A 26,712-nucleotide genomic window follows, 5' to 3' on the forward strand; every position below is an offset into this window, starting at 1 on the left:
TATTGATGAACTTTGCTATTAAAAAAGTAACTGATGTGTTTAATCAACAGATCCAGTCGACTATCGATGGAAAAACTAAACCACTCGGCGCATTAGGCCAACTAGAAGATACCGCTAAAATTATTGCCGCTGTGCAGTTATCAATAGTAAATACTGACCAACAATCATTGAGTATTAAACATCCTAGTTTATTCATATTTGCCGGTGATCACGGTGTCGCAGCGCAAGGTGTTTCTATTGCACCGAGTGAAGTGACCTCACAAATGGTGGCTAATTTTGCCAGCGGTGGCGCGGCGATTAATGTCTTTTGTAAGCAGCTTGGTTGGCAGTTAAGTGTGGTAGATGCGGGTATTTTATCGCCAATTGATAATTGCTCAGGCGTTATCAATCAACGTTTAGGCAATATCACCGCACCATTAAATATCGCACCAGCGATGAGTCTAGCGCAAGTTGAACTCGGTTTTGAAAAAGCGACTGCTTTGGTTAAATCAGTTCATGAAAAAGGCTGTAACTTAATTGCTTTTGGTGAAATGGGAATTGGTAACACCACTTCTGCCGCAGCTATTATGGCGGCTGTTATGGGGATTCCAGCCAGTGAATGTGTTGGTCGAGGTACTGGCGTTAGTGATGAAATAGTAAAAATAAAACAACAGGTCATTGAGCAAGCATTAGTGCTTCATCAAGGAAATCTAAACAGCCCTAAAGAAATTTTAGCGTCTTTAGGCGGTTTTGAAATCGTACAAATTACCGCCGCTATGTTAGCAGCGGCCGAACAAGAAATGCTTGTTGTTGTTGACGGTTTTATTTGTACTGCCGCCGCTATGCTCGCTATCAGCATTAATAAAAACGTTAAAGATTATATGATTTTTGCTCATTGCTCGGGTGAGCAAGGTCATCAAAAGATGCTTAGCCATTTGCAGGTTAAGCCGTTATTAAATTTATGCTTACGCTTAGGGGAAGGCACAGGCGCTGCATTAGCACTGCCATTAATTCAGGCAGCTGCGGCTTTTTATAATGATATGGCAAGCTTTACTCAGGCGCAAGTGACTGATGTTACGGGTGCTAACACTAACAAAGCTGAAGATTAAATGACTAAGCAAACACGCTGGCAACAATGCCAACAACAATACTATTTGTTGTTACTTGCTTTAAGTTTTTTTACTCGTATACCGGTGCGTTTACCTGAGGTGGTAAAACCTGAAATGCTCCATCAAGCGAGCCGATATTTTGCCTTAATTGGTTTATTTATTGGTGTGATCACCGCCTCTATTTTAGTATTGTTGGCGAGCTTTTTACCCATTTCTTTAGCGGTACTCATTTCTATGGCGGTGAGCTTATTGCTTACCGGCGCTTTTCACGAAGATGGTTGGGCTGATGTTTGGGATGGCTTCGGTGGTGGTTGGACCGTTGAACAAAAGCTAAACATTATGAAAGATAGCCGTTTAGGGACTTATGGCGCAGCCAGCTTGTTTTTCATTTTAATGATCAAATATCAGAGTTTAGTGTTATTAAGTAGCCATAGCAGCAATCCTTTATTAGCACTTTCTGTGGCATTGATTATAGCGCATACCTTAAGCCGGGCCGTCAGTACCAGTTTAATCTTTAGCATGGCTTATGTTAGCGAAGATGCACAATCAAAAGTTAAACCTTTAGCGCAGCATTTATCTCTAAAAGGCTTGTTAATCTTATTAATCACCGCAGCGTTGGTGATATTTAGCTTATTACCAGCATTGCATTGTTTAGCACTAATAGGGGGCTTATGGGTAATGCGTCTTTTATTAATATTTTGGTTTAATCGTCAATTAGGCGGTTTTACTGGTGATTGTTTAGGAGCGGCGCAACAAATTTTAGAAGTGGCGGTTTATATTATTTTACTGGTCTTGGCGTCTCCTGCAACAACATTTTTGACGGAGGCCGGCCTATGAAAATTAGTGATGCTAATACACTTCATTTAATTTTAGGCGGCGCACGCTCAGGTAAGTCGAGCCTCGCCGAAAGTATTGCCAAACAGGCGGAGTTAGCCGGGCTAACGATATGTTATCTCGCTACGGCGCAAGCCCATGATGAAGAAATGAGCGCACGTATTTTACAGCACCAAGACGAGCGTCCTCAACATTGGCAACTGCTTGAGTCGCCTTTGTATTTAGCTGAGGCACTTCAACAAGCATTACAAAGCAGTGATTGTGTGCTGGTTGATTGCTTAACACTGTGGCTCAGTAATTGTTTGTGCCATCAAGATAGCGAGTTTTATCGCCAACAAAAGTCACTGTTTATCGAATTTATAACGCTTTTTATTAGTGATACCAGCACTTATCAATCAAAAAAACTTATTTTTGTTAGTAATGAGGTTGGGCATGGCATTGTGCCTATGGGTGAGCTGTCGCGACAATTTGTCGACCAAGCGGGTTGGCTGCATCAAGAACTGGCGACATTAGCTAAGCAAGTCGATTTTGTCATTGCTGGATTACCACTGACATTAAAAAGTGACGCGTTGATTAGTCAAATATCGGAACAACAAAACTAATGAAAACATTAATGGTGCAGGGCACCACCTCTGACGCTGGAAAGAGTACCTTGGTGGCTGGTTTATGCCGAGTATTTGTAAATTTAGGTTATAAAGTTGCACCGTTTAAGCCACAAAACATGGCTTTAAATAGTGCTGTTACTAGTGATGGTGGTGAAATTGGTCGGGCGCAAGCACTGCAAGCGATTGCCGCAAAGATTGCACCACGTGTTGATTTTAATCCGATATTACTTAAACCTAATAGCGATACGGGGGCACAAGTGATTGTTCATGGTCGAGCCATATCAAATATGGAGGCGACCAGCTACCACGACTATAAAAAAGTAGCGATGGATGCTGTTCTTGAATCACATCACCGTTTAGCGAAAGAGTTTCAGCTGCTAATGGTTGAAGGGGCAGGTAGCCCCGCAGAGATAAATTTACGCGCTAATGATATTGCTAATATGGGCTATGCCGAAGCCGTTGATTGTCCAGTGATCCTCGTTGCTGATATCGATCGGGGTGGTGTTTTTGCTCACTTAGTGGGGACACTCGAGCTATTATCACCTTCAGAGCAAAACCGCGTGAAAGGTTTTATAATTAATCGCTTTCGTGGAGACATTAACTTATTAACGTCTGGACTTGATTGGTTAGAAGAGAAAACGGGTAAGCCAGTATTAGGGGTATTACCTTATTTACACGACTTAGCACTTGACGCTGAAGATGCCGTTGCGATTGAAAACAAGGTTGAACAAGCCAAAATAAATATTGTTGTACCGTTATTACCGCACATAAGTAACCATACCGACTTTGATACGTTACGCTTGAACCCGGAAATAAATTTACGCTATGTTAAAATGGGCGAGCGGATAAACAATTGTGACTTAGTGATTTTACCCGGCAGTAAAAATGTTATTTTTGATCTGCAATTTCTTAAAGAACAAGATTGGCAAAGCGATATAGAACGTCATTTGCGCTACGGCGGTAAAGTGTTTGGTATTTGCGGTGGCTATCAAATGCTTGGGCAAACTATCAGCGATCCTGAAGGTATTGAGTCAAGGATTGAGGCGATAACCGGCTTAGGTTTACTCGAACTTACCACTGAATTAACCGCAGAAAAAAAATTAGCACAAGTCTCTGCCACTATGACCTTGGGCAGTAAAAGTTGTCAGGTCAAAGGTTATGAAATTCATTGTGGTGTTTCTACCATGACGGCTATTGATAATAAAACGCCTGTGCCTCTGTTGTTCAATAAAAGTGACAATCAGACCAGCGATGGTTGTGTTTCAAATGATAATCAAATAGCGGGTACTTACCTACATGGTATTTTTGATGAAGGGGCTGCGACACAATTATTAGTTGACTGGTTAGACAGTAACAATGACATCCAGCGGACGATTAATCTTGATGAACACCGAGAGCAACAGCTTGAACGTTTGGCTAATGTTTGCCAGCAATACCTAAAAATATCAGCGATTGAAGATATTATTAACAACAGCAAAACGACCACACCCTAGTGCTTGAAAAGCGCCTCTTAAAAAGTAAAAGGCTTAATAAAATGACAAAAAGATTTATATCCTTCGCCGTAATAAGCTTATTGCTGATAGTCATACCCAGTAAAAGTTTTGCTGAGCAATCGGCAAAGCGCATCGTTGCCTTAGCGCCACATATTGTTGAAATGTTATTTGATATTGGTGCTGGCGATAAAATAGTCGGTGCGGTTGCCTATTCCGATTATCCTAAAGCGGCGCTAGATATTCCGCGTGTTGGCAGCTATCACGGCATGCAAATAGAAAAATTATTGGCATTGAATCCTGATTTAGTTATTGTTTGGAAGTCAGGCAACTCGCAAAGTGACATTGATAAAATGAAACGCTTAGGACTAAAAATTGTTTTTAGTAATCCAGTAGATATTGCGGATGTTGCCACTGAATTACGTTATTTTGGCGGTTTAACCGGACATCAACAGCAAGCAGAAAGTGTCGCGTTAGCTTATGAACAACGTTTAAAAAAATTACGGCTCGATAATAAAACTAAGCAAGCCATCCCTGTTTTTTATCAACTGTGGTCAGAGCCAATGATGACCATTAATGGCACAACTTGGATAAATCAGTTAATTGAAGTGTGCCAGGGAGTGAACGTTTTTAAGGATAACCCGACGCCTTATCCAAAGATAAGCACGGAAAACGTTATTGTTGCCCAGCCGCACTTAATGATTTTACCGGATGAAAACTCCGATAAACCACAACCCATTATTGACTGGCAAAAATGGCCAGAAATACCCGCGGTGAAAAACAATAAGTTTATTCACGTTGATGCAGATTTATTACATAGATTCAGTACCCGAATGTTAAGTGGTGTTGCAGATATGTGTGAAAAAATTGATCAGCAAAGATAGCGGTTCAATTTACTGAGCTGATTGATGATTTATCTATCATCTCAGTAAATTAAAGGCTAAGCCGATGATAATTTTGCGCAGCCCCAGCAATGGTAATTACCACGGGAAGTAATGCTTTTTATTGAGCTTAATTTAAGTCTAATATGTTGTCATTACACGATAAAGTCTTGATGAATTAGACTTCTCATATTACATCGAGCTACGAGTCATATCACCGCAGGTTATTCATCTTAAATAGCAAAGTGATATAACAAAAAATACCTGCTGAGTTTAGCTACTGCATTAGTTCTGCAGACGTAATTGCTATGATATAAGATTCAACAAGTTATTGGCCGGTTAACAGCAAGAGACACTTGATATAACGTTAAATAAGGTCGTTCTCGTAGTCATACGGGTGAATGCAATTAAACCCGTTAATATTGTGCGTTAACTAACACTTAATATAGCACTGAGTAAAAATAAAAAAGGGCACATAAATATGTGCCCTAAATCAAATTACTTCTTAATGTCTTACCTTTAAGCGAATCTTATTCAATAAAGGCAATGGCAGATGGGTTTAATTCTGTTGCAAGTCTTGGAAATGCTTTAAGGTTAGTTTCAGTATTTATAACATCAACGCCTGGCTTCTCTGGATTGCTTACGCTAAGCCAAAGAAAGTTTGCAGCATCTAAAGCAATATAGCTAATTTGTTCAGTACCCGTAGCCGCTACCTTTTCATTAGCAATAACACCCGTTGTTGGATTGAAGATATAAACCGTTGAAAGCTCATAATAACTTGGCGTAAAAAATGTTTCACTGGCAACAAAATAGCCTTTTGTTTCGGATACAACGACGCTTGAACCAATAAAAGCACCGGTATTATTTTCAATATCTGCAGCAGACAAAACACTGCTCAAGTTATAATCACTTGTCGCTATCGCTTCGATGCGACTAGAGGTTAAGTCAGTACTGCTATATGAGTTACGTGTTGTAACATATACCGTATCGCCTTGACTCACTATACTATGACCCAGTGGGTTTAAGCCTTGAAGCGGAATACCTTTAAGATTATCATTTTCATCAGCATTTGTTTCAATCTCTTGGTCTGTCGCTGTATCAAAAACGGCTACATAAGCTGTGTTTGGTGAAAAAGAGTCTGATAAACGTTGCATAGCAATAAACAGTTTACCGTCAGCAATTGTCGCAGAGGCAGGGTTTGGTGTGCCATTACTATTGTTATCAGCGATGTAGCTAGATAGATCTAATTGACCTAATTTGAAATCTTCAAATTGTGTTGCCTGAGGATTAACAATCCAAACTTTGTCTGAACCGTAACGTAAAAGATAAGCTTTGCTTTCATTGACCGACACTAAGTCATAGGGATTACGAGTATTTGAATCGCCGGTATCTTGGGTTGTATATGACCAAACTTCTGTATCAAGGGCATCAGCATTATATTTTGAAATAGAATCAATGTTATAACGGCCAATGTGAAAAACGTCTTTATTGTAGCTACGAACAGTATAGTCAGAGGCATCTTTAATATAATAGCCTTTGGTGACTTGCTCTGTAATTGGGTCTAAGGTCACAACTTCAGAGCCTGAAAAATCAGGTGCAACTGTTTGAACAACCGCGAATGATGGTGTGTCTTTCACATCACCGACACTCACTTGAATAGCCAATTCACCGGTTAAGTTCTTTTTACTGTCATCCGTTGCAACAATTGTGACAGCGAAAGGACCGACTTCACCGCTGTCAAAATCAGGAGCATCTATAAAGCTTAATTCACCACTTTGTGTGATGCTAAATAAATCACTTGAATTACCCGTAAGTGAAAGTACGATAGCGTCTCCATCGGCATCAGTAGCATTATAGGTGCCAACTGATGTTGTGTTTTCTTCTATCGTTGGGCTACTTGCGCCGGTAACTATTGGTGCGACATTACTTTTTGAACTTCCGCCACAGCCTGCAAGAGCAACAGTGCTCAGTACTAAACTTAATGGTAATATGTGTTTTTTAAAGCTAGTTAACATTTAAAATCCCTTAATTGTGTATTTTATTTTTAAGCTGCGACCCTGCGATGTTCTATTCGCAAGATCTTGGTATTTATCGTTAAATAAATTATTGGCGGCAAAAGATATTCTATGTTTGCCTTTTTTCCAGTTGACTGAAAAATCTGATACGGTGCGGTTGGCTGGATTACCATTACCTACATGACCGTTATTATTTTGAATTCTGTTAATGAGATTGAAGTACAAGTCTTTATCTTTACTTACTTTAAATGACATATTCCATGCGGAATTTACCTTGTATTTCAACGCTACGCTGTACTGTTGATGATATATACCAGGTAGTTTCTTCTTATTAAATGCGACAAATTTTGATGTGGTTTCACTGTCTATAATATTGGCTTGTAGTGCGAAAGATAATTGTGTTAATAATTGATAATTTGTTTGAATTTCAATGCCTAACAAGTCTGCATTACTGACATTTCTATAGCTACCGACATTACTTGAGTTAAAAATGGCGACAATTGAATTTTCTAATTTTTGTTGGTAAATAGATGAAGATATAGACAGACTTTTGTAAAGGTACTGCCCACCCATTGAGAGTGTTTTTGCTTCTTCTGGCAATAAATTATCATTACCCTTAAAGGAGCCTCTATCACCAAATAATTCGTATAATGTCGGTGTTCTCACACCATTACTTAAGTTACTGGTAACTTTTAAATTACCTTGCTTAAAGCTTAACCCGACTTCAGTTGTTTGATAATTATCATTGGCTACAAACTTAGCTGCACTGGATTGATTAATCGCTATGTTTGAATTTTTCTCTTGTAGGTTACTCAACAATGCATACACTTCTATGGGGAGTGACTCGGGTTGCCACTCAATGCGAGAGCCTATGTTGAGTTGTTCTTGTTTTGCTGAAATATCACATGACGCTATACCATTACATTGTGTTGGTTTTCCGTTGTGTTCGCTAACAGAGCTGAAATTTTGTTTATTAAAACTGACAAATGGCATTAGATTAAACTCGTTCCATGTAAGGTAAGGTTTAAAGCCGATATGTTTTTTTGTTGTTTCATAATCATTGATATCAAGTTTTATCGAGTCGGGACTTGAAATATAACGCTCATCTTTATTTTCAGCGTAGGCTTCAAATTCAATTGAATTTAGCCAAGGGGATTTGCTTAACCATTGATGTTGATAGCTATAGCGTAAGTTGTCAGAGTTTAACGTCGAATTGTTTTCAGGGGAGTTGTTTTGGTAATTAGGCAGGGCTTTTTCTTGATCGTTATATTGTACATTGACCCTGATCTGATGTTGATTAAATTGGAATATGTCGTTTATAAAAAAAGACTTCTTTGTAAACTCATTATTTCTTAATGCTTGTCTGTCAGACGTATCACTACTACTAAAGCCCGCAGGAACGATAAAATCGTAATCGTTGTCACTGTTAATATAATGACCACCAAAAGACAGACTGTGAGTTTTAAATGCTTTATTATAAAGCGCATTAACTTCTTGATAGCCAAATGAGCCCGTGGCCAAGGTTAATTTACTGGAGTCTTCAGTGGGGTTGTAAGTGTTAATGCGAATAACACCACCTATAGGGGTAGCGCCGGTACCAATCGCTTGATTTTTACTGATTTCAATACTTTCAATTTGTTCTGTGGGTATCTGGTTTAAATCAAAACCACCAAATTGGCTATCGTTAATAAGTTGACCATCAATATAAAGTTGGACCTGCTTACTACTCGACCCTCTAATTGAAACAGAGACAGGATTACCAATTCCACTTATTTGGCGAATTTGAATGCCATTTATCGACTGTAAAATATCGGCAAGCGTTTGCGATGAGTATATAAAGCTTTCGCGATGTAATACTTGATAATTAGGTGTATTAAATGACTGATCATTAACAACTTCAATGACTTCTATATCGTCAGTTGACACGTCTCCTACTTGCGCAAATACAGGCATCGCTATGAGTAAAAGAACAAAGATATTTCGTAAATAAGAAAAAATAATAACCTCAAAAAATTTTGAGGGAGGTACGGAAGGATCATGACAACTAGCTATTGCTAATGTCATTAAATTCCGTAGCGCCCACCGCACTGCAAGTCATTCGATATCATTTAGGCCGGTCTCCGGGCTTAACTTTACATAGCGTAAAGTATTACCGTTGCGGGGGCAGCGTTAGAATTATGCATAGCATGTACTAACTTCCCGATTATCTCTAATTCATACCTTGTTAAAGTATAAATATTGAGCACCTAATCAATTATGGTCGTTATTTTGAGACTATTAATATAGCTTGTCAACAGTTAGAGTATTAAATCTATAGTTCATGGCTAGTTAGCTTTAATCGTTTGACGGGTTTAACGCAACGTCATTTACTCTTTATTTTGACTCAGCCCTTTGAGTTCAGAGGTAAAACATGTCGTATTATCAGAAAAACTTTGTTGCCAGACTATTTTATCTGATGGTATTAACGATGATCTGGTGAGGCATTTTTTGAAGTTACTGACACTTTAGTGACGGCAATTTCTTCTTTTTAATTAATAATGAATCGTTCAATAACAGCCGATAAAACCTAAGCTCTACGGTAGGTATTTATTGTCTGCCAATTTCACCTAGGCTGTTTAATGGTGAGTTTGGTCAGTCATTATCAGCGACAATTGTCATTGTTATTGATTCGCTATATCCACTGATTTTAAAGTTAATTTTTCAATAATATTAGCTAGCTGATTTTTTTCTTCAGCACTTAATACCGATAATAGTTCTTGCTCACGAGCTAGCACCATAGGTATTAACTGTTGATATATAGCCAAACCTTGCGTGGTTAGTTTTAATAGCGAAGAGCGTTTATCGGATTTATCTGTGTTTTTAACCAATAATCCCTGAGCTTGCATCCTTGTTATTGCGCGGCTCGCCGGCATTTTTTCTAAGTTAGTTTGTTCACCTATCTGCTTTGCGGATAATAACTCTCCGTTACCTAAGCTGGCTAGCACTCGCCATTCTTGACGAGAAAGCTCAAATCTTCCTGTGTAAATGTCAGCAATGTTATCACTCACTTTTACTTGCAGTTGCGTCAGCTGATAAGGAAAAAAGTTGGTTAAGTGTAAGCTTTTCATCGTTTAGTTATGCTCGGCTATGCTTGTGAAATCATGTTGTTGTCTAGTCTAAATGATTCGGCATTTAAGTGATGCTTTTTCAATAGTTTATAGAATTCTGTTCGGTTTCGCTGCGCTATTTTTGCGGCTTGTGAAACATTACCTTCGGTGGTTTTTAGTAATTTTGCTAAGTAGTCACGCTCGAATTGCTCTCTCGCTTCTTGAAAAGAAGGCAGCTGTGCACTTTCATTACGTAAAGCATTATTAATTAAACTCTCACTAATTAATGGCTCGGTAGATAAAGCGACGCATTGCTCAACAACATTTTGTAATTGTCTAATATTACCGGGCCATTCAGCCCTAATTAAAATCTCCATCGCGGCTTGGCTAAAGCCGTTTATTTTATGACTGGTACTTTTAATCGCGACTGTTAAAAAGTGCTGGGCAAGCAAAGGAATATCTTCACGTCGTTCAGACAGGGCTGGTAAAGTGAGTTCCACAACATTTAAGCGGTAGTAAAGATCTTCACGAAAGCTTTTATCTATGATGGCTTGTTGTAAGTTTTTATGGGTAGCGGCAATAATACGGACATCGACTTTTACTGACTGGGCACTGCCGACTGGGCGCACCTCTTTTTCTTGTAAGGCGCGTAATAATTTAACTTGAAAGCTCATCGGCATGTCGCCGACTTCATCAAGAAATAAGGTACCACCATGGGTTGATTGGAAAAGCCCTTGATGATTTTTATCTGCGCCAGTAAAAGCACCTTTACAGTGTCCAAATAACTCTGACTCGAGTAATTGTTCAGGTATTGCCGCACAATTAATCGCCGTAAATTTTTTATCATGACGCTTACTTGCTAAATGCACGGCTTTTGCCAGGAGTTCTTTACCTGTACCACTGGGACTATGAATCAATAAACTAAAGTCACTTTGGGCAACTTGATAAGTTTGCTGTAACAACGAAGACATAACGGCACTTCGGCTAATTATTTTCTTGCGCCAAATATCGGCTTTTTTGTCGGTATTATGAGCGCTACTTTGTGGTTGTAAGCGAATGGCTTCTTGCACAGTAGAGAGTAATTCTTGGCTTTCAAAAGGTTTGGTTAAAAAACTAAATACGCCTTGCTTAGTCGCACTAATAGCATCGGGTATCGTGCCGTGTGCGGTCATAATGATGACGGGCAAATTAGGCTGTTGCTGACGGATTTTTTCAAATAATGCCATACCGTCCATACCTTCCATACGTAAATCGCTGATCACTAATTGCGGATGAAATGTTTCTAAAATACCTAAAGCCATTTTAGCACTGTTTGCTGACTCTATTTGATAACCCGCAGCAGATAAGCGGATACCAAGTAATCTTAATAAACTGGGATCGTCATCAACAAGTAGTATTTTTTCACTTTTTTGCTGATCGAATTTTTTGCTGTTTGTTGAAACCATCATTTTTACTGCCCATGCTCATTAATATTATGTTCTATTTTTCTCAGCTGATTTATTTGCTGCTTTAACACTTCTAATTGTTGTTGTTGATCTTGATAGGCTTGCTTAATGAGCTGTCGCGCCTTTTTTTCTTGCGATAGTTCATTCAGTTGTAATATCTGTTGGTTGAGTTGTGTTTTTAACATACTAAAAAAGGCAAAGTCGCTTTGGCTTAGATTGCTTTTACTCAGGGTAATAAGCGACAGCTGATTTAATTTACTTTTTGCGGTGAACGGATTGTGAACCGGTGAATGAGGTAGAGCAAAAAATAGTGCTGATTTTAATTGCCATTCAATAGTTTCATCACTGTTATTTTTATCTTGTTTGATTAACATGCTCTCGGCTAACGAGACTAATTGATGTTGGTGTATTTTATCGGCAATTTGTGCTTGGTTTAACTCGACTAAAGACAAATAATATTCTGTATACTCAAGGGGGGCACTGTTAATATGATGGCTTTTGTTGTCGCTATTTAGTAACTGACAACCCGTTAATACGGGCAGTAATAACAGTAAAAAACTAACAGTGAATATTCTATAAAATGAACATAACATTACACTGATACTCCACTCGTTTTTTTTGTTAGAAAAGCATTAGGCAAGGTTATTGTCATGGCAGTGCCACTATTTTTACCTGTGTTACTGGCTATATTAATGGTGCCATTTAAGCGCATCAGTAACTCCTTTACTATGGTTAAACCTAAACCACTACCTTTTATTTTGGCATTCTTTGCCGGTGTTCCTTGATAAAAAGCATCAAATATTTTTTCTTTTTGGCTACTGGCTATTCCGTGACCTTGGTCAATAACGGTTATCGACAACAGACTATTATCAAGTGAACAGTTAATGTTAATAACATTATTGTCGTGCGAGTACTTTATCGCATTGGATAAGAGGTTATCTAAAATAACACTTAATTGTTTGGCATTGACCTTGAGTTGTATTGCGTGGCTTTTATAGTCAATGGTTAAGTTTTTCTGCTTAATATCTAAAGTTCTTTGCTGTAATACCTGAGTAACTAACAATGATAAATCAACAATTTCAGTATCTTGCAAACTGGTTGAGTCGAGCACAATATTAAAGTCAAGTAAGTCTTCAATTAAACGTTGCAAGCGGGTAACACTGCTACGGATAATGTTAGATATTTCTTGCTGCTCAGCGTTTAACTCACCAACACTGTTATCGTACAGTAATTCTGTTCCCTCTCTAATGGCGGCAAGTGGCGTTTTTAGTTCATGGGAAATATGACGAATAAAACTCGATTTTTGTAATTCCAGAGCATGCAAGCGCTTACGCATCACTTCCAAGGCGTCAGCAATTTCTGTCATCTCAGGTGAGCCATGTAAAGTGACCTTTTTTTCAAAGTCTCCTAATGCTAAATGATGTATTTTACTGAGTAACTGCTTGAGCGGTTTAGTGATTAAATAGATAAAAATTGCGGCGATAAGTAAAGTAAAGGGAATGATAAGTAAGCTTTTTAGCATATCGTGTCTAACACCGTTGGCAGAATCTTTAACCTGTTCTACTTGTAAAATGAGTAAGTTATTACTTTCTTCGGCTATTGTTTTTCGTATCGAAACTAGTTGGGTAAATTGTTCTTGTAACGATGTTAATGACGATTCTTCTAGAGGGTGCCGCGTTAAGTAGCTATGCAGGTACTCAATCGCTTGAGAAAACTCTGTGCTGAGTAAGCGTAAGCTTGGGTTGCTTTTAAAGAGGTTATTACTTGCCATTGCTTTTAAGATAACTTGTTCGTCTTTTAAATAAGCACTCAATAAGTCTTGATCTTTTAGAATGATAAATTGCCCAGCACTGCGTTCCATTTTAGCTAAGGTAAAGTTAATTTGACGGTTTGTTTTAACGAGTTCAGCAACATTAAAGATAGCCGATGTACTTTGTTGAGAAAGCTCAGTGACTTGATTTGCGCTATAAATTAACGCTATGACTAGCGGAAACGCAACAAAAGTAAAACCTAAAATGCTTAGTTTTCTAATCGAATACAAATTTATTGCAAAAAGTTCGGACAAGCTAAGTTTTTTCATAGATATCACAAGTATTAATCAGGAGTGTATTTTAGTTTTATTAAGATAAAAAACAAGCGTGTCGCTTATTTGAGACAGTACTTTAGATGATACTAGAATGTTTTTTGTTATGACTTTTATAAGTTAGTCACTGTTTTACATCGGTTATTTTCTGAATTATTAACGATTTTGTTTTTTTACTTTTTTTTGGGCTGTTTTATCTGTTGCTTAATGGCGACACTTTAGGCGGCTTAGTTATTTTGGTTTTATCATTAATTGAATTAAATCAGTGCTTTATATTTTTGGTTCGATTCCTGCAATGTCGTTAATGATATTATTACAATCATTAAAATAACCCGATGAACTCTATAAATAAAGGAATTAAAATGAATTCTATTAGCTTAACAAAAGTGACTCTACTTGTTGGTACTTGTGCCTTAGCTTCGTATTTTGTCAACGCAGGAGATAAAGTTGCAAGCCTAGATATTCCTATTGCTGAACAAGCAGCAACTAAACCTGTGGCAACTAAAATGTTGTCGGTAGACAATGTAGCAAAAAGTACACCGGCCATACTGACTCAGTTCGATGAAAATAAAAATGGTTTGCTTAATGAAGCAGAAGTTATTGCGAGCAAAGATGAAAAATTAGTTAAGCATTTTAAAGACATCGATAAAAATGCCGACGCTGAAATCAGTGCTAGCGAGCTAAAAACCTACCTTGCGGCTGTAAAAATTAACAATTAATGGTTGAAAAATAAGCCATATCTCTCTAGAATTATAGTCCCTAATTTCCAACTGTAGATAATAAACAGTTGGAATTTTTATTAGTTAATACGCAGTCGAAAACTATTATGAGCAATAAACCCACTGACGGTGTCCCTATAGAATCAATGCCTCGATTTGTACAAGTTGATGATTGGATTTTTGAAATAAAAACCGTACGAGCTATACGTGTTGATGAATATGGTAAACCCTACACGGCGATCGCCAATTTAACAGTAAATGGAGATAACGCCTACATAGATGGTTTGTTAACACGAGAGAATGAAAAATTTAATCGAAAAGATTACGCAGCTTTCCATAAATTTTGTCAGCAAATGCAAGTTAAACAAGCTCATTTCGATCGCTTTAAAAATAACAAACTCATTGCTGAACGTGTTGATATTAAACCGATTAAAGTTGAAGCTGAAGCGGTTAAGCAGACAACAATACTTAAACTGGTTCGTTAATCTTATCTACAGGTTTGCGCTATTTTTTGAATCAAAAGCGGCTAAAATATCAATAATTCTAATCCCCAGATAAAATGAATGCCTATTTATGTCATTAAGTACTGCTCGTCTCGACCGTTTCATTAGTGAAAATTGCAGCGTTAGTCGCAGAGCTGTGCGCTTAATGTTAGCGAAAAAGCGTATAGCGGTAGATACTATTATTGCAGATGATATTGGCCAACGAATTGATAAGTTCTCAAAAATCACTCTAGATGGTCACATTTTACAAGATAATCGTGCGCTCTATATAATGCTTAATAAACCTATTGGTGTAGTCAGTGCAACGATAGATAAACAACACAAAACGGTCATAGACCTACTTGTCGAGCAAAACTTATTTAGCGACAGTGGTAACGAAGAAAAAGACAACTTACATATTGTTGGTCGACTCGATTTAAATACTTCCGGGTTACTGTTACTGACCAACGACAGTCGTTGGTCTGAACGACTTATGTCCCCAGAGCATAAAGTAGAAAAGTGCTATCAAGTCACTTTACAAAACCCGTTAACAGATGACTATCAGTCAGCTTTTGCACAAGGGATGTATTTTGAATTTGAAAATATCACCACTAAGCCAGCAAAATTAACAATTATCAGTAATACTGTAGGCCAACAAACTAATCAATATATTGCTGAAGTTAAGTTAATTGAAGGGCGTTATCACCAAATTAAGCGGATGTTTGGTCGGTTTCGTAATCCCGTTATAGGCTTGCATCGACAAGCCATCGGAAACTTATTCTTGGATGAAAATCTACCTGTAGGTCAAAGTCGATTTTTAACGGATGTTGAAGTCCTTGGTATTTTTACAACGACTGTTACTAACTGATAATAATAGGTTAATCTAACTCATCAGCGTCACTAATACGCTCTAATCGTTCCTGTTCTTCAGCAAATGCTGCTTTTATTTCTTCTAATATTGTATCAACATCAGCCGATTTTGTGTCTTCTTTAAATAGGCCCGTTAACTCGGTTTCTGGTGATAATTCTGCTTTCTCATATAAGGCCCACATTTCTTGAGCATATTTACTTTTTGCTAATTCTGGGGCAAATTGAGCATAATAATCAGTAATATTTTCAACATCGCGCAGTAACATGCTTTTGGCATTATTGTTGGCTGAGGCATCTACTGCCTGTGGTAAGTCAATAATAACAGGACCGTATTCGTCAACTAGGACATTAAATTCTGATAAATCACCATGAATGATACCCTCGCAAAGCATAATCTTTACATAATTCATCATGATCAGGTGGTCTTCAATGGCGTGTTCACGTGGCAATATTATGTCATTTAAGCGCGGTGCAACATCGCCTTCACCGTCGGTGATCAGTTCCATTAACAGCACACTTTCAAAACAACCAAATGGCTGAGGCACTCGTACACCAGCAGCAGCTAACGTATAAAGGGCTTCAACTTCGGCATTCTGCCAAGCATCTTCTTGTTGTTTTCTGCCATACTTTGAGCCTTTTTCCATCGCACGTGCACGACGGCTATTACGGCTTTTTCGACCTTCTTGGTATTGAGCTGCTTTTTTGAAACTGCGTTTATTGGCTTCTTTATATACTTTAGCGCAGCGAATATCATCGCCACAACGTACCATATATACAGTTGCTTCTTTGCCACTCATTAATTGACTGATTACTTCGTCAACCAGTCCATCGTCAACCAGGGGTTGTAGTCTTTTAGGTATTTTCATTATTTAATTAAATCGACTTTGAAGTTATTCTTCGTCAAGTTCGTCGAAGTCTTCGTCTTCACCAAGCGGTTTTACCGAACGGAAACCTTCTTTTACGACGATCTCTACATAGAATGAAGTTAAGCCAAGCTTTTCAGCTTCGTCGATATGCTTATTAAGTGCAGATAAGTGTACAACTTCTGCGTCTGCTTCGGTGATACCATATTTAGAGTCAAAATCCCAAAAATCAACGCCAGCAGGCAGCTTTTTGTTTCTTTCTCTTTTTATGTATTTTTTCACATCATGTTTTACACCTTCAAATAAGCGAGCAACTTTAATTTTTGGGTGAGTGATGTTGAATGTTTTTTTCATGACGTTCCTAAATGATATTGTTAAGAGAATTTGTTACATATGATTTGCATTTTACGTTAATTTTTCCTTGGGTGCGACAGTTAGTATTTGCTAAAGTGAACTTGGTTATATTTTTCGATGTTTTATTCAATTTTTTATAAGGTTTTTCTGTTATGTCATCCGTTATTAAACGTTTCTCCCAGTTAGTTTTTGCTTCGTTAACAACATTGCCCTTAGTCGTGAATGCTACGGGTGATAACAATTTTACTGAATGTATCAATAATTTGCAGGTCAAGGCGGAATCTGCTGGTTATTCAGGCTATATTGTTAATGATATTATTCCAGCGCTTGCGCCGATAAAACGCGTGATTGAGCTCGATCAACGCCAACCTGAATTTAGTCAAAGCTTTGCTGATTATTTAAAATTACGCTTAACTAATTATCACATCCAAACCGGTAGAAAGAAATTAGCTGAGCATAAAGAGCTGTTTGATAAATTGTCTAAAAAATATGGCATTCCTGCACAGTACTTAGTGTCTTTTTGGGGCTTAGAAACTAACTTTGGTAGAAACAAAGGGAAAATGTCGGTGTTAAACTCTTTGGCCACATTGGCTTGTGATGAGCGACGTAGTGAATACTTTACCGCTGAACTATTTGACCTGTTTCATTTGATCGATAATAAAACGGTCACCACCAAGCAACTCGCTGGTTCTTGGGCAGGAGCCATGGGACATATGCAGTTTATGCCCTCAGCATTGAGAAAGTATGCATTAGACGGCGATGATGACGGTAAAGTAGATGTTTGGCAAAGTGAAGCTGATGCGTTAACGAGTGCCGCTAATTATTTAAATAGCATTGGCTGGTTAGAAAAAGAGCGTTGGGGTCGACAAGTACAGCTGCCAAAAAACTTTGCTTTTCAACAAGTCGAGTTTGATCAGTTCTATCCTTTAGCAACCTTTAAAGCTTTAGGCGTAACACGTGCTAATGGTACTGCTTTATCTGATTATAAAATTGATGCTGAGTTAGTCTTACCTGCTGGCGCTGGTGGACCTGCATTTTTAGTCTATCCTAATTTTAATGTTATTATGAAATGGAATTTATCTGAGAATTATGCGCTTTCTGTAGGCTTGTTAGCTAACCGTATTCAAGGCGCTAGCGGCTTAAAGGTCAGTGCTCAAGACAAGGACGTATTATACAAGCCTGCTGAACTACAAGCGCTTCAGGAAAAGCTTAATACGTTAGGTTTTGATGTTGGAAAACCTGATGGTATTTGGGGACCAAAAAGTCGAAAAGCTATTCGTTTATATCAGTTACAACATGATTTAATCGCCGACGGTTTCCCCAATAGTGCGGTATTACTAAAAGCAGGTATTCAAGGATAACTCTTTTTACCGCTTAGATAAGATATTAATGGTTATATAATTGAATGAGTACTTTCTGGTTAAGTCTTATAAAAACGCTTATATGCGCCAATTGAGAAGATGGCGCCGAAGAAAAGGGCAGTGTTAAGTAGGTTAAGATTACTGAGTCTGTCTATGCTCAGTAATGTCTTGAACGTAATTTTTACTTTGTCGGTTAAATGAATTGTTCGTTAATAACTAACGCGTTATGGCCTACCTGACCTAAATGAATAAAACCGACAATATGCCGGCTTTATTTTTATCGAGTTAATTTATAAATTAATAAGCTTGATTACTTTAATAAGGTCTTCACTAACCAAGCTGAAATATCGCTAAGTTGTTCTGGTAATACACTGTGTGGCATACGATAAGATTGCCATTTTGTATTATATCCAGCATCAATCAATAGTTGATTGGCCATTTTACCCGAGCTCATTGGCACCACATCATCTTGTTCGCCATGGTTTTGCAAAATAGGCGTTTGCTTATTGGCTATGTGACAGCTGTCGGGCAACTTATCTGCGGTTGGTAGGTAACATGATAAAGCCATAATACCCGCTAAGGCTTTTGGGTACCTAAGACCGGTAAATAAGCTAATAACGCCACCCTGACTAAAACCTGCTAGTACTATTTTATTGGCAGCAATACCTGAATCTATTTGCTGTTGAATAAGCGCGTGAATGGCTTGTTCCGATTCAAGTACGCCAGCCATATCAGCTCGGTTATGCAAGTCCATACTTTTGATATCGTACCAAGAACGCATCACATAGCCTTGGTTAATTGTTACCGCTTGCTCAGGAGCATGCGGAAAAATAAAACGAATACCGTGAGTTTTGGGTAAATTTAATACCGGAACAATGGGAGCGAATCCATCACCCGAATCTCCAAGCCCATGCAGCCAAATAACACATGAAGTTGCTGGAGAACTAGGATCTATAGTGACGCGTGCTAAAGATTTTATTGGCATGTAGTTTACTTATATTAAGGATATTTAATTGCCTGATATAATAACAGCCTCTGACTATTTCCTGTAGTGGTTACTGAAATAAGGTTTTAATTATTGTTCATTATTATCTTAAAAATATTTGATTAAGTCGCTCATGACAAGGTTATTAGTTTCATCAATTCTGTTAAAACAGCACTATGGCCAAAACAAATATATTTTTCCTGATGAACGCTAGCAGCGAAGTTTCTCTCGTGTGGAAAAGCAGTTAACAACAGCACTGATAAGGTTATTGAAGTATTTTGCCAAACAGATGATAAGTACTTTCATCTTCATATTTGTCATTCAGTTACAGGAATAGTAAATAAAGATAATTTATTTGTGCCTTTCACACTTTTAAGCGAGAGGGAAAGGGCTATCGGGCTAACATTGAGCAAGCAGATATTGTTTAATCATGATGATTCTTTAACGTTAATTAGCAGAAAAGATACGCTAGGTGTCGAAGCGATAATACCACTTCTTAAATGTTGAAGTTAGCTAAGCATTTTTATTTCGCAGATTAAATCTACAAAACACTCCTCATTTGCTATAATCGATACACTTAATTGCAATACCTAATAAAAACGTGGATTTTTCACGCTTTTTTTATATTATTTCTAATCTATGCTTAACCGTATTATTAGTGATAATTCCTTATACGGAGTTTATATAGTTTCATGAGAAAGTTGTTATCTTCACCGGTTAATATGCCCTTGTCTGATGCTGAAAATCAGGTTTATCAAAATGCCCTTAAATATATCACGCCATTGAGCCTAAATTTAATGGCGGTTAAAGTGACACATCGTCCAGATGATTTTCTGGGCTGGTGTGGCGAGTTGGCCCGACTATGTCGTGAAGAACTTAATAAGGATCTTTTAGAAGATGAGCAACTTTTACCGCTTAAGAAGCTACAAGATATTCTTGAAGCTGGCTTTACGCTTAGTCAGTTTAAAATGGCTAGAATTGCTCCTTGGCCTATATTTGCCAGTTTTATTGAACAACAAAGCACGATTCATGCTTTAGATGAACGCTTACGTTTATTAAATTATCTTGACGAAATTCGTCAACAACCTTTAGCAGACTTAATTGTTGAAGACCGTTTAGCTTTTTCTGGTAAGCACACAACTCAGCATGACTACAGCATTTATAATTTTGATGTTGAATGGTTTGCTGGCACTAAAGGTGCAAAAGTTTTTCATACCTTGCTTGAGCAGTCACCTGAAAAGTTTGATGCGGCATTAGCGCACATTCCTTTAACAGGAGAAGTAAGTCATGCAAACTACCAAAGCTTTGTTAATGACTTTCAACAAATTTTTAAAGAATATACCCAAACAAAAGCCCAAGGCGAAAAAGCACCCTTAGCGGTAGCTACCCGTCTGTTAGCGATGCGCAGGCCGGATCAATTTATTGCATTAAATAACAATAAAATTGATATCCTTTGTCAAGGCTTATCGATTGCTAAACTAAAAAATACAGATTTTTCATCTTACTGGCATGACATGATTGGTACTATGCGTACTTTCGCATGGTGGCATCAAGCACAACCAGAGATAGTTGAAGCAAACAGTGATGCAAATGACGGCGAAGAAAGCGGTCAAGATGAAGCTACTGGCAACAAAGAAAATCGTGAACTTATTCTTTGGAAAAATCGTGCGGTATTAATTGATTTGTTTTTATTTGCTGATGCTGACTTAGCACCAAATTCAAACTACATTAAGTTACGTGAAAAAATGCTTAATAAAGCGAAGTCGAAGTCAAAGGCGACGCCTAAGAAACGTAGTAAAGAGTCAGCTGAAATATTAGTGGACAAAGCGCTTACCTCAGAAGATCTTCCTGCGTACTTACAGGGCAAACGTGACTCAATTATTATTCAGGTTAAAAATGGTAAAAGTGTTGAACAAGCTATCGGTTTAATGCGCGCAATTTTTGGCTAATTAATCGCTATTTTATGCTCAATTGCTTGGAGTCAACTTAGGTCCATTCAAATTTGCAGCTAACTCATTTAGGGCGTATTTTAACATTAAGTTAAATTACGCCTTTGAGTTTTTATCAACATGGTTAATCTTCACCTTCAACAAAACTGACGATTCTTTATATTATTAAGAACAAAAGAATGAAGTTTCCTTATTTGAATATGCTTATCACCATCAATGACTCTATTAATTAAAGGGCCAACAGGTTGTGGTAAAACACGTTTCATTGCCCATATGCCAGAAAAACTCAATAAGCCCCCTTTATACTGTTTCTTGATTAAAGAACCAGGGATAGATCCCCATTTAGCTTTGAAATTAGTTGAACTTGCCCAAGCTTTTTGGTAAAAAAAGTAGCTAGCTAAGTACCGCTATATGTTGATATTAATCAGCAAAAATTGAAAGCCAGTTATTGAAAAGTAATTGGCTTTTTATGTCAGGATGGTCTTTCTCAGACATCCTGTCTTTCTAGGCATTTTTGTATCCTTACATTCCAATAGCCATAGTTTGTTGATACTAAATAACAGGCATAAAAAAACACGAGGCTGATATAATCAATCTCGTGTTTTATTTAATAGAGCTATGGTCTAACTGTTATTTTTTGTAGCTAGAAGCAATGTTATCCATGCGTTCATTAGCATTAGCAACAGATGTTTTAACACCTTCTATTGTTTCTGTATTCATTGTTTGCTGACTTTTTACATCGGCAACTTCATCCGTTAAGGCATTAACTTTATTAGTTAGTGTATCAACCTTTTGGTTTAGGCTACTTACACTTGCTTCTAAAGCTTCAGTGTTAGCACAGCCCGTTGCTGTCATGATAAGTGCTGCTAGAGCAAGAGTTTTAATTAACATAGTGTTTTCCCTTTTATTATATTTAAAAGACAAGTATGGCATAATATAATAAATTTATTACACATTATTTATTAATATTTACTTGGTTGATTTTTGAATAACTTCTTCAATTTTATTGGCTAATAAATCAATTTTCACTTCGAGTTGCTTATTATGGTCAAGTATTTCTTTATTTTGTCGGCGCAACTCTCTATTTTTAACGTCTGTGTTAGAAAATCCAAAAAAACGATTAATAAACTGCGCGCCAATAAAACTCATTAATCCAACACCAATATAGAACATACACATAACAACGACCCTTCCACCTGTAGTTACAGGATAGTAATCACCGTAACCTATGGTACTAGAGCTAACTTGTAGCGCCCAGAAAGCATCATTATATGTTTTTATATTGGCCGTAGGTGCGGGTAATTCGAAATGCAGTAACAGTTTCGCTGCACCAGCCATAATCAAATAGAGTGTCAATATTGTTAAGATTAATATATATCGAGATTTATAATTTTTAATACCAAATTCATCGATAGTGTAATGTTTAAGTCTATGGCGCATCATCATAATGTTTATAATTTCATTTTTTGCAGTTAACTATTATTGGTTTGCGTAACATGTAGAATTAAATCATCCATTAATTTACGCTTTATTTCAAGTTGTTGTTCAGGAGAAAGGCCGTATTTTAAGGCTAAAATTTGGTAATCATCTTGTCCTAAACTTACGGTTAAACGAGGTCGTTTAGGTCTTTTATTCGTTGGTAGGCCTAGAATATCACGAATTTGATCTGATGGACTGAGACCGGCATGTAATGCTTGAGTACGAATAGCTAATTGAATTTTTTCATCCATATCAAAAGCAACTTGCACCGCTTTGACTGCTTGAATTGAAGATTGCCATTTTTCAGGTAATTTTCTGCTCACAAATTAGCTCCCCGGGAAAATATCGATAATATCAGAAGTTGGGCGGTATAACGTAATAAATAAGTCGGTATCACCATCTTGCCATACTTCAATATCAATACCGCGCGATTGCTCTTCATCAAGTAAGCTGTAAAGTTCAAATTGCTCGCCTGCTTCATTTCCTTCATAGGCGCTTAAACTTTCACTACGATTATCTCTGCGGTGAAAATAACCTACTTTTGCAAAAACTTGTTGCTGGTATTGTGAACTGCTCCAGCCTGATGTTAATAACGAATCTGACTTTCTCTCTAGAAAGGCTTCGCCAGGTTCATCAAATACGGTGGCAAACTCATCTAAATCGAATAATGATTCGATATCTTGGTGTTGAATTTTAAGGGCAAATTTAAGGTAAGTTTTATCATCACTTTCGATGGTTAAGTAAAGTTCAAGGTTGTTCGCACCTTGTAAAACCCATTCAGTTTGTGTGTTATTTTCAAACTCGTAGCAGTTAATGGCTGATACTTGAAACTGTTGTTTACGTAAGGACTCAGGTAAGGCGAAACTATCGGTCAGCACAATAATATCTTTAATCTTTAACTCTTCAGCTGAGTTAACTTGGCGTTCGTCTTCTTTCTTTTTAAATAGTCGCTTTAGAAAACTCATATTCAGATCCCAAAAATCCGCCTAGTTGTTGGGAGGAAAACAGCTAGGCGGTTAAAACGGTATTCGTTAGCCAATAATGGCTAACGAGCATGTGTGTTACTTTTGTTTAGCTTTTAAACGGTCTAATACTGAATTCGCACTATTATCTGTGCCACCAATACCGGCTTGCTTAAGTTGAGCAGCTAATGAATTATCTGAGTTTTCAGACTCTAACACTTCTGCAGCTTTCATTTGATCATCAAACTTCTGCTGTTTAGCTTTAATGCGTTCTAAAGAATCTTTAGCATTTAACAGCTTAGAATTACTTGATGAAAAGTTATCTGTGATCGCCGATGTTGCTTTTTGAACACTTTCTGTTGTTTTAACCATAGAAAGTTGACGTTTATATTCACCTACTTGGCGCTCACTTTTCTTCACTAGTTCTTTTAAACGATTAGCACTACCTGAAAAACTATCAAGTGCTTGTTGTTGAGATGCTAGATCATTTTCCAAGTGAGAAATTTTTTCAGCAACAGCTAATGCTAAGGTTTCATCACCTTTTTCAAGGGCTTGTACTGCATAGCCTTCATGTTCAACTACTTCGCGCTTTAAACGGTCAACTTCACGGCTTGATGACATTTGTTGAGCCATAACACCAGTAAGGTCACGTTTAGCTTTAGTTAGGTGATTTTCTGAATCACGAATCTCTTGTTCAAAAATACGGGTAGCGTTTGAATCAACAATTGATTCTCCAACTTCTGAAGCGCCACCTCGAATTGCGGTCATTATCTTTTTAAAAATACTCATAGTTTTTTCCTTAGGGTGGTTAATTAAATTAGGTACTCGCCCATATCATCTATAATTTCCATCGCGTTATTACTTAAAACGCCTAATTCGTGTTCAATATCATGAAAAGACGAATTAATAGATAGGGCACCAAAAATTACGTATTTATCACCAATTTTTGAAAATGATGATAAAGGCATCGGAATATTCATTTCTAACATGCTTACGTGCATGTCTTGCAGGTATTCAGGTTTTACTTCTTCGACGCCCCATAAGTAGGTGATACATAGTATTTGATCATCGGTTACAGAAACAAAAATTGGTAATTCTTCACGGTCGATAACAGTAATTTGTAAAACGTCCACTTCGCCTGAAATAGGCTGACAATCAAAAACCATCCCGGTTTCAGAATTGTCCGCTAAGCTATTTAAGTGATCAGCAATTTTATGAATGTTCATGTGATTCCTTAGTCTGTATTTTTCGTTAATAAATCTAAAAGTAAATATCTCTCAGACATATTATGTCGTCGAGGTAAATTTAGCACTTTGACATAATATGTCAAGAGCCGATTTGCATTATTTGTTATTTATTTGTCATTCTTGTAAATAAGCATTGTTCAAACCTTGTTGATCGCGCCATGCTTTTTGGTGTAATTGATAAATATTATGGCTACCTAAATAGTTAATAGGAACATCTGCTTGGTTCTTGTAAAAGCTTTTCGAAAACTCGAATGAATTAATCACCATAGGTAGTGTTAGCCAATGATGTTCAATCGGTAATTTTTCTAAGGACTGTAAACGGTTAAGGGGGCTAGCACCCCGTTTTGACGCTATCGTCCAACCCCATTCGCCAAAGCTTGGCACATTATCGTGATATTGCTGGACGTGAGCGAATTTAGCCGCTTTTACTGTTTTTCCAATCGCAATAAAAGCATCTTTTGCATGATATGGACTTGCCGATTGTATGCCAATTAAGCCATCACCCGCGAGTAACTGATGTAAGCGCGCATAAAAATTAACAGAATAAAGTTTATTTAAATCAGGGTGGCTAGGATCAGGTAGGTCAACAATGATGCTATCAAAGGTTTGTTGTTGTTTTAACAAGGTATCAATCGCTAAAAAGGCATCTTCATTAATAATCTTTACCCTCGGGTCTTGTAAGCTTTTCTGCGTTAGCTGATTAAGTTGAGCCGCCAACGATGGTGATAACTTTTCGGTAGGATCCAAAAATATTTGCATTAATTCGGCGTCTAAATCAATTAAGGTGACTTTTTTGGGTGACCACTGCAAGACATCACGCAATGCTAATCCATCACCACCGCCAATGATTAATATATTGTCATGTCTAGCAGAACCAGCCATAACAGGACTGACTAAATAACTGTGATAAATAAACTCATCAGCAGACGAAAATTGTAAACGGCCATTAAGATAAAAATTAATCACACTTGGCTGCTCTGCTCCCATATGTCGTTGGGTAAAGTTTAGTTGTTGATAGCGGGTTTTATCGGTATAAACAACTTTATCTAAGTAGAGCAAGTTACTCATTTGATTTAACCAGCTATTACCTGACTGATAAATAACGCCAATGGCGATCAATAATAAAATATGAAGTGAAACTAAGGTTTTTCGCCAGGTGAGTTTATCCCAAAAATGAAAGATAAAAATACCACCGACAATGAGGTTTAAGGCAGCCGTTAACGCACTGGCTTTACTGATATCAATAGATAATAAAAAAATTACCCAAATTGCAGCACCAATGCCCGCTCCAACATAATCGGCACCATAAATAGTGCCTAGGTTATTTTTCAAATGTTTTTGGTGAATTGATTCTCTAATACGTGCGATAAGGGGAATTTCCATACCAATGAAAAAACCTAAGATGAAACCAAAAAAATAGGGACTATTAAAAGCAAGCTGCGATAGTTGTTTTAAAAAGCCACCCTGGGGCATAGAGTCGGGTGGCAAATTAAAGGTGTCTGCTAATACCTGCGGGAACGTTTGAGTGAGTGCTATTAAGCCACCAATAATTAAAATTGAGCTGCAACCTAAAAACGCTATGGTAAGCTCTAACCAAACAAAACCTTTGAATGCACAGGTGATCTTTCGTGCGGCAAAAGCACCTAGCCCCATGGCGACAATCATCAAGCCTATCATGGCATAAATAGTACTTTCCATCGCGCCTAAGACACGACCAGCATAATGGGATAAAAGGTATTCATAGATTAAACCACAACCGGCTAAAACGGCCATGGTTAAAATAAGCAGAGTATCGTTCCAAAATAATTGTTTTTTATTCATAGTTATAAAGTACCTAGCACCATCAAATAAGGTCAATGGCTAATACTGTTCTTCCTGAAGATAAAAAAGCTTTAAGAGCTTATGCCCTTAAAG

27 protein-coding genes and 1 riboswitch are annotated in these 26,712 nt (G+C 37.5%); of the genes, 11 read left to right on the plus strand and 16 right to left on the minus strand.

What is annotated here, in order from left to right; genetic code table 11:
• The first annotated feature begins 5 nt into the window (after positions 1 to 5).
• From cobT to A3Q34_RS13960, 5 genes are read left to right on the plus strand one after another with little or no spacing between them, the layout of a single operon-like run.
• Complete coding sequence (gene cobT / locus A3Q34_RS13940; protein WP_070375902.1) at positions 6 to 1,088, plus strand: nicotinate-nucleotide--dimethylbenzimidazole phosphoribosyltransferase; 1,083 nt, start codon at positions 6 to 8, stop codon at positions 1,086 to 1,088.
• On the plus strand, positions 1,089 to 1,925 hold the full coding sequence (locus tag A3Q34_RS13945; RefSeq protein WP_070375903.1) for an adenosylcobinamide-GDP ribazoletransferase: 837 nt from the start codon (positions 1,089 to 1,091) through the stop codon (positions 1,923 to 1,925). It begins immediately after the preceding gene.
• Positions 1,922 to 2,524, plus strand: coding sequence for a bifunctional adenosylcobinamide kinase/adenosylcobinamide-phosphate guanylyltransferase (cobU, locus tag A3Q34_RS13950; protein WP_070375904.1), 603 nt, complete (start codon positions 1,922 to 1,924; stop codon positions 2,522 to 2,524). Before A3Q34_RS13945 ends, cobU begins: the two co-directional genes overlap by 4 nt.
• Positions 2,524 to 4,020, plus strand: coding sequence for a cobyric acid synthase (locus A3Q34_RS13955; protein ID WP_070375905.1), 1,497 nt, complete (start codon positions 2,524 to 2,526; stop codon positions 4,018 to 4,020). The genes cobU and A3Q34_RS13955 overlap by 1 nt, the downstream gene beginning before the upstream one ends.
• Before the next feature lie 41 nt (positions 4,021 to 4,061).
• Positions 4,062 to 4,901, plus strand: coding sequence for a cobalamin-binding protein (locus A3Q34_RS13960; RefSeq protein ID WP_070375906.1), 840 nt, complete (start codon positions 4,062 to 4,064; stop codon positions 4,899 to 4,901).
• A gap of 527 nt (positions 4,902 to 5,428) precedes the next feature.
• Here A3Q34_RS13960 and A3Q34_RS13965 read toward each other — a convergent pair.
• The 6 genes from A3Q34_RS13965 to A3Q34_RS13990 all read right to left on the minus strand — a co-directional run bounded on the left by A3Q34_RS13965 (position 5,429) and on the right by A3Q34_RS13990 (position 13,524).
• Positions 5,429 to 6,913 (minus strand): cadherin repeat domain-containing protein, encoded by a 1,485-nt coding sequence (locus A3Q34_RS13965; protein WP_070375907.1) that lies wholly within the window; start codon positions 6,911 to 6,913, stop codon positions 5,429 to 5,431.
• Entirely contained in the window at positions 6,914 to 8,977 is a 2,064-nt protein-coding gene (locus A3Q34_RS13970) for a TonB-dependent receptor (protein WP_083278029.1), read from the minus strand.
• Between the two features lie 30 nt (positions 8,978 to 9,007).
• Positions 9,008 to 9,178, minus strand: a riboswitch (cobalamin riboswitch).
• A gap of 395 nt (positions 9,179 to 9,573) precedes the next feature.
• On the minus strand, positions 9,574 to 10,020 hold the full coding sequence (locus A3Q34_RS13975; protein WP_070375908.1) for a MarR family winged helix-turn-helix transcriptional regulator: 447 nt from the start codon (positions 10,018 to 10,020) through the stop codon (positions 9,574 to 9,576).
• A 17-nt stretch (positions 10,021 to 10,037) separates the two neighbouring features.
• Entirely contained in the window at positions 10,038 to 11,447 is a 1,410-nt protein-coding gene (locus A3Q34_RS13980) for a sigma 54-interacting transcriptional regulator (protein ID WP_269447154.1), read from the minus strand.
• A 2-nt stretch (positions 11,448 to 11,449) separates the two neighbouring features.
• Positions 11,450 to 12,037 carry a hypothetical protein gene (locus A3Q34_RS13985; protein ID WP_070375909.1) on the minus strand — a complete coding sequence of 196 codons (588 nt, stop codon included), beginning with the start codon at positions 12,035 to 12,037 and terminating at the stop codon, positions 11,450 to 11,452.
• Positions 12,037 to 13,524, minus strand: coding sequence for a sensor histidine kinase (locus tag A3Q34_RS13990; RefSeq protein WP_070375910.1), 1,488 nt, complete (start codon positions 13,522 to 13,524; stop codon positions 12,037 to 12,039). Before A3Q34_RS13990 ends, A3Q34_RS13985 begins: the two co-directional genes overlap by 1 nt.
• 365 nt (positions 13,525 to 13,889) lie before the next feature.
• Between A3Q34_RS13990 and A3Q34_RS13995 the strand changes: the two genes are divergently transcribed.
• From A3Q34_RS13995 to A3Q34_RS14005, 3 genes are all read left to right on the plus strand, one after another.
• The gene (locus A3Q34_RS13995) at positions 13,890 to 14,246 is read left to right on the plus strand and encodes a hypothetical protein (RefSeq protein ID WP_070375911.1); all 357 of its coding nucleotides are present in this window, start codon (positions 13,890 to 13,892) and stop codon (positions 14,244 to 14,246) included.
• A 107-nt stretch (positions 14,247 to 14,353) separates the two neighbouring features.
• The gene (locus A3Q34_RS14000) at positions 14,354 to 14,731 is read left to right on the plus strand and encodes a hypothetical protein (RefSeq protein WP_070377181.1); all 378 of its coding nucleotides are present in this window, start codon (positions 14,354 to 14,356) and stop codon (positions 14,729 to 14,731) included.
• A gap of 88 nt (positions 14,732 to 14,819) precedes the next feature.
• Positions 14,820 to 15,596, plus strand: coding sequence for a pseudouridine synthase (locus tag A3Q34_RS14005; RefSeq protein ID WP_070375912.1), 777 nt, complete (start codon positions 14,820 to 14,822; stop codon positions 15,594 to 15,596).
• A 10-nt stretch (positions 15,597 to 15,606) separates the two neighbouring features.
• On the opposite strand, the gene A3Q34_RS14010 is transcribed toward A3Q34_RS14005, so the two are convergent.
• Entirely contained in the window at positions 15,607 to 16,464 is an 858-nt protein-coding gene (locus A3Q34_RS14010) for a PA4780 family RIO1-like protein kinase (RefSeq protein WP_070375913.1), read from the minus strand.
• A gap of 24 nt (positions 16,465 to 16,488) precedes the next feature.
• A complete protein-coding gene (locus tag A3Q34_RS14015; protein WP_070375914.1) occupies positions 16,489 to 16,815 on the minus strand; it encodes a DUF6172 family protein in 327 nt (108 codons plus the stop codon).
• Positions 16,816 to 16,967: 152 nt separating this feature from the next.
• On the opposite strand from A3Q34_RS14015, the gene A3Q34_RS14020 reads away from it, so the two are divergent.
• Positions 16,968 to 18,176 (plus strand): lytic murein transglycosylase, encoded by a 1,209-nt coding sequence (locus A3Q34_RS14020; protein ID WP_070375915.1) that lies wholly within the window; start codon positions 16,968 to 16,970, stop codon positions 18,174 to 18,176.
• A 310-nt stretch (positions 18,177 to 18,486) separates the two neighbouring features.
• On the opposite strand, the gene A3Q34_RS14025 is transcribed toward A3Q34_RS14020, so the two are convergent.
• Positions 18,487 to 19,161, minus strand: coding sequence for an alpha/beta hydrolase (locus A3Q34_RS14025; RefSeq protein WP_070375916.1), 675 nt, complete (start codon positions 19,159 to 19,161; stop codon positions 18,487 to 18,489).
• 692 nt (positions 19,162 to 19,853) lie between these two features.
• Here A3Q34_RS14025 and A3Q34_RS14030 point away from each other — a divergent pair.
• Positions 19,854 to 21,110: a hypothetical protein gene (locus A3Q34_RS14030; protein WP_070375917.1), complete on the plus strand. Its 1,257-nt coding sequence runs from the start codon at positions 19,854 to 19,856 to the stop codon at positions 21,108 to 21,110.
• Between the two features lie 216 nt (positions 21,111 to 21,326).
• On the plus strand, positions 21,327 to 21,494 hold the full coding sequence (locus tag A3Q34_RS20690; protein ID WP_197517595.1) for a hypothetical protein: 168 nt from the start codon (positions 21,327 to 21,329) through the stop codon (positions 21,492 to 21,494).
• A gap of 246 nt (positions 21,495 to 21,740) precedes the next feature.
• Here the strand turns inward: A3Q34_RS20690 and A3Q34_RS14035 are convergent, their stop codons facing one another.
• The 7 genes from A3Q34_RS14035 to A3Q34_RS14065 form a co-directional block, all read right to left on the minus strand.
• Positions 21,741 to 22,001, minus strand: a complete 261-nt coding sequence (locus A3Q34_RS14035) for an LPP leucine zipper domain-containing protein (protein ID WP_070375918.1) — start codon at positions 21,999 to 22,001, stop codon at positions 21,741 to 21,743.
• A gap of 78 nt (positions 22,002 to 22,079) precedes the next feature.
• Positions 22,080 to 22,550, minus strand: coding sequence for a potassium channel family protein (locus A3Q34_RS14040; RefSeq protein WP_070377182.1), 471 nt, complete (start codon positions 22,548 to 22,550; stop codon positions 22,080 to 22,082).
• Between the two features lie 32 nt (positions 22,551 to 22,582).
• Complete coding sequence (locus A3Q34_RS14045; protein WP_070375919.1) at positions 22,583 to 22,912, minus strand: hypothetical protein; 330 nt, start codon at positions 22,910 to 22,912, stop codon at positions 22,583 to 22,585.
• A 3-nt stretch (positions 22,913 to 22,915) separates the two neighbouring features.
• Positions 22,916 to 23,554, minus strand: a complete 639-nt coding sequence (locus A3Q34_RS14050) for a hypothetical protein (RefSeq protein WP_070375920.1) — start codon at positions 23,552 to 23,554, stop codon at positions 22,916 to 22,918.
• Between the two features lie 96 nt (positions 23,555 to 23,650).
• Positions 23,651 to 24,340, minus strand: coding sequence for a PspA/IM30 family protein (locus A3Q34_RS14055; protein WP_070375921.1), 690 nt, complete (start codon positions 24,338 to 24,340; stop codon positions 23,651 to 23,653).
• Positions 24,341 to 24,363: 23 nt separating this feature from the next.
• The gene (locus tag A3Q34_RS14060) at positions 24,364 to 24,777 is read right to left on the minus strand and encodes a YjfI family protein (protein ID WP_070375922.1); all 414 of its coding nucleotides are present in this window, start codon (positions 24,775 to 24,777) and stop codon (positions 24,364 to 24,366) included.
• A 135-nt stretch (positions 24,778 to 24,912) separates the two neighbouring features.
• The gene (locus A3Q34_RS14065) at positions 24,913 to 26,619 is read right to left on the minus strand and encodes a polyamine aminopropyltransferase (protein WP_070375923.1); all 1,707 of its coding nucleotides are present in this window, start codon (positions 26,617 to 26,619) and stop codon (positions 24,913 to 24,915) included.
• Between the last annotated feature and the right edge of the window lie 93 nt (positions 26,620 to 26,712).

Source organism: Colwellia sp. PAMC 20917 (assembly GCF_001767295.1).
Lineage (GTDB): Bacteria > Pseudomonadota > Gammaproteobacteria > Enterobacterales > Alteromonadaceae > Colwellia_A.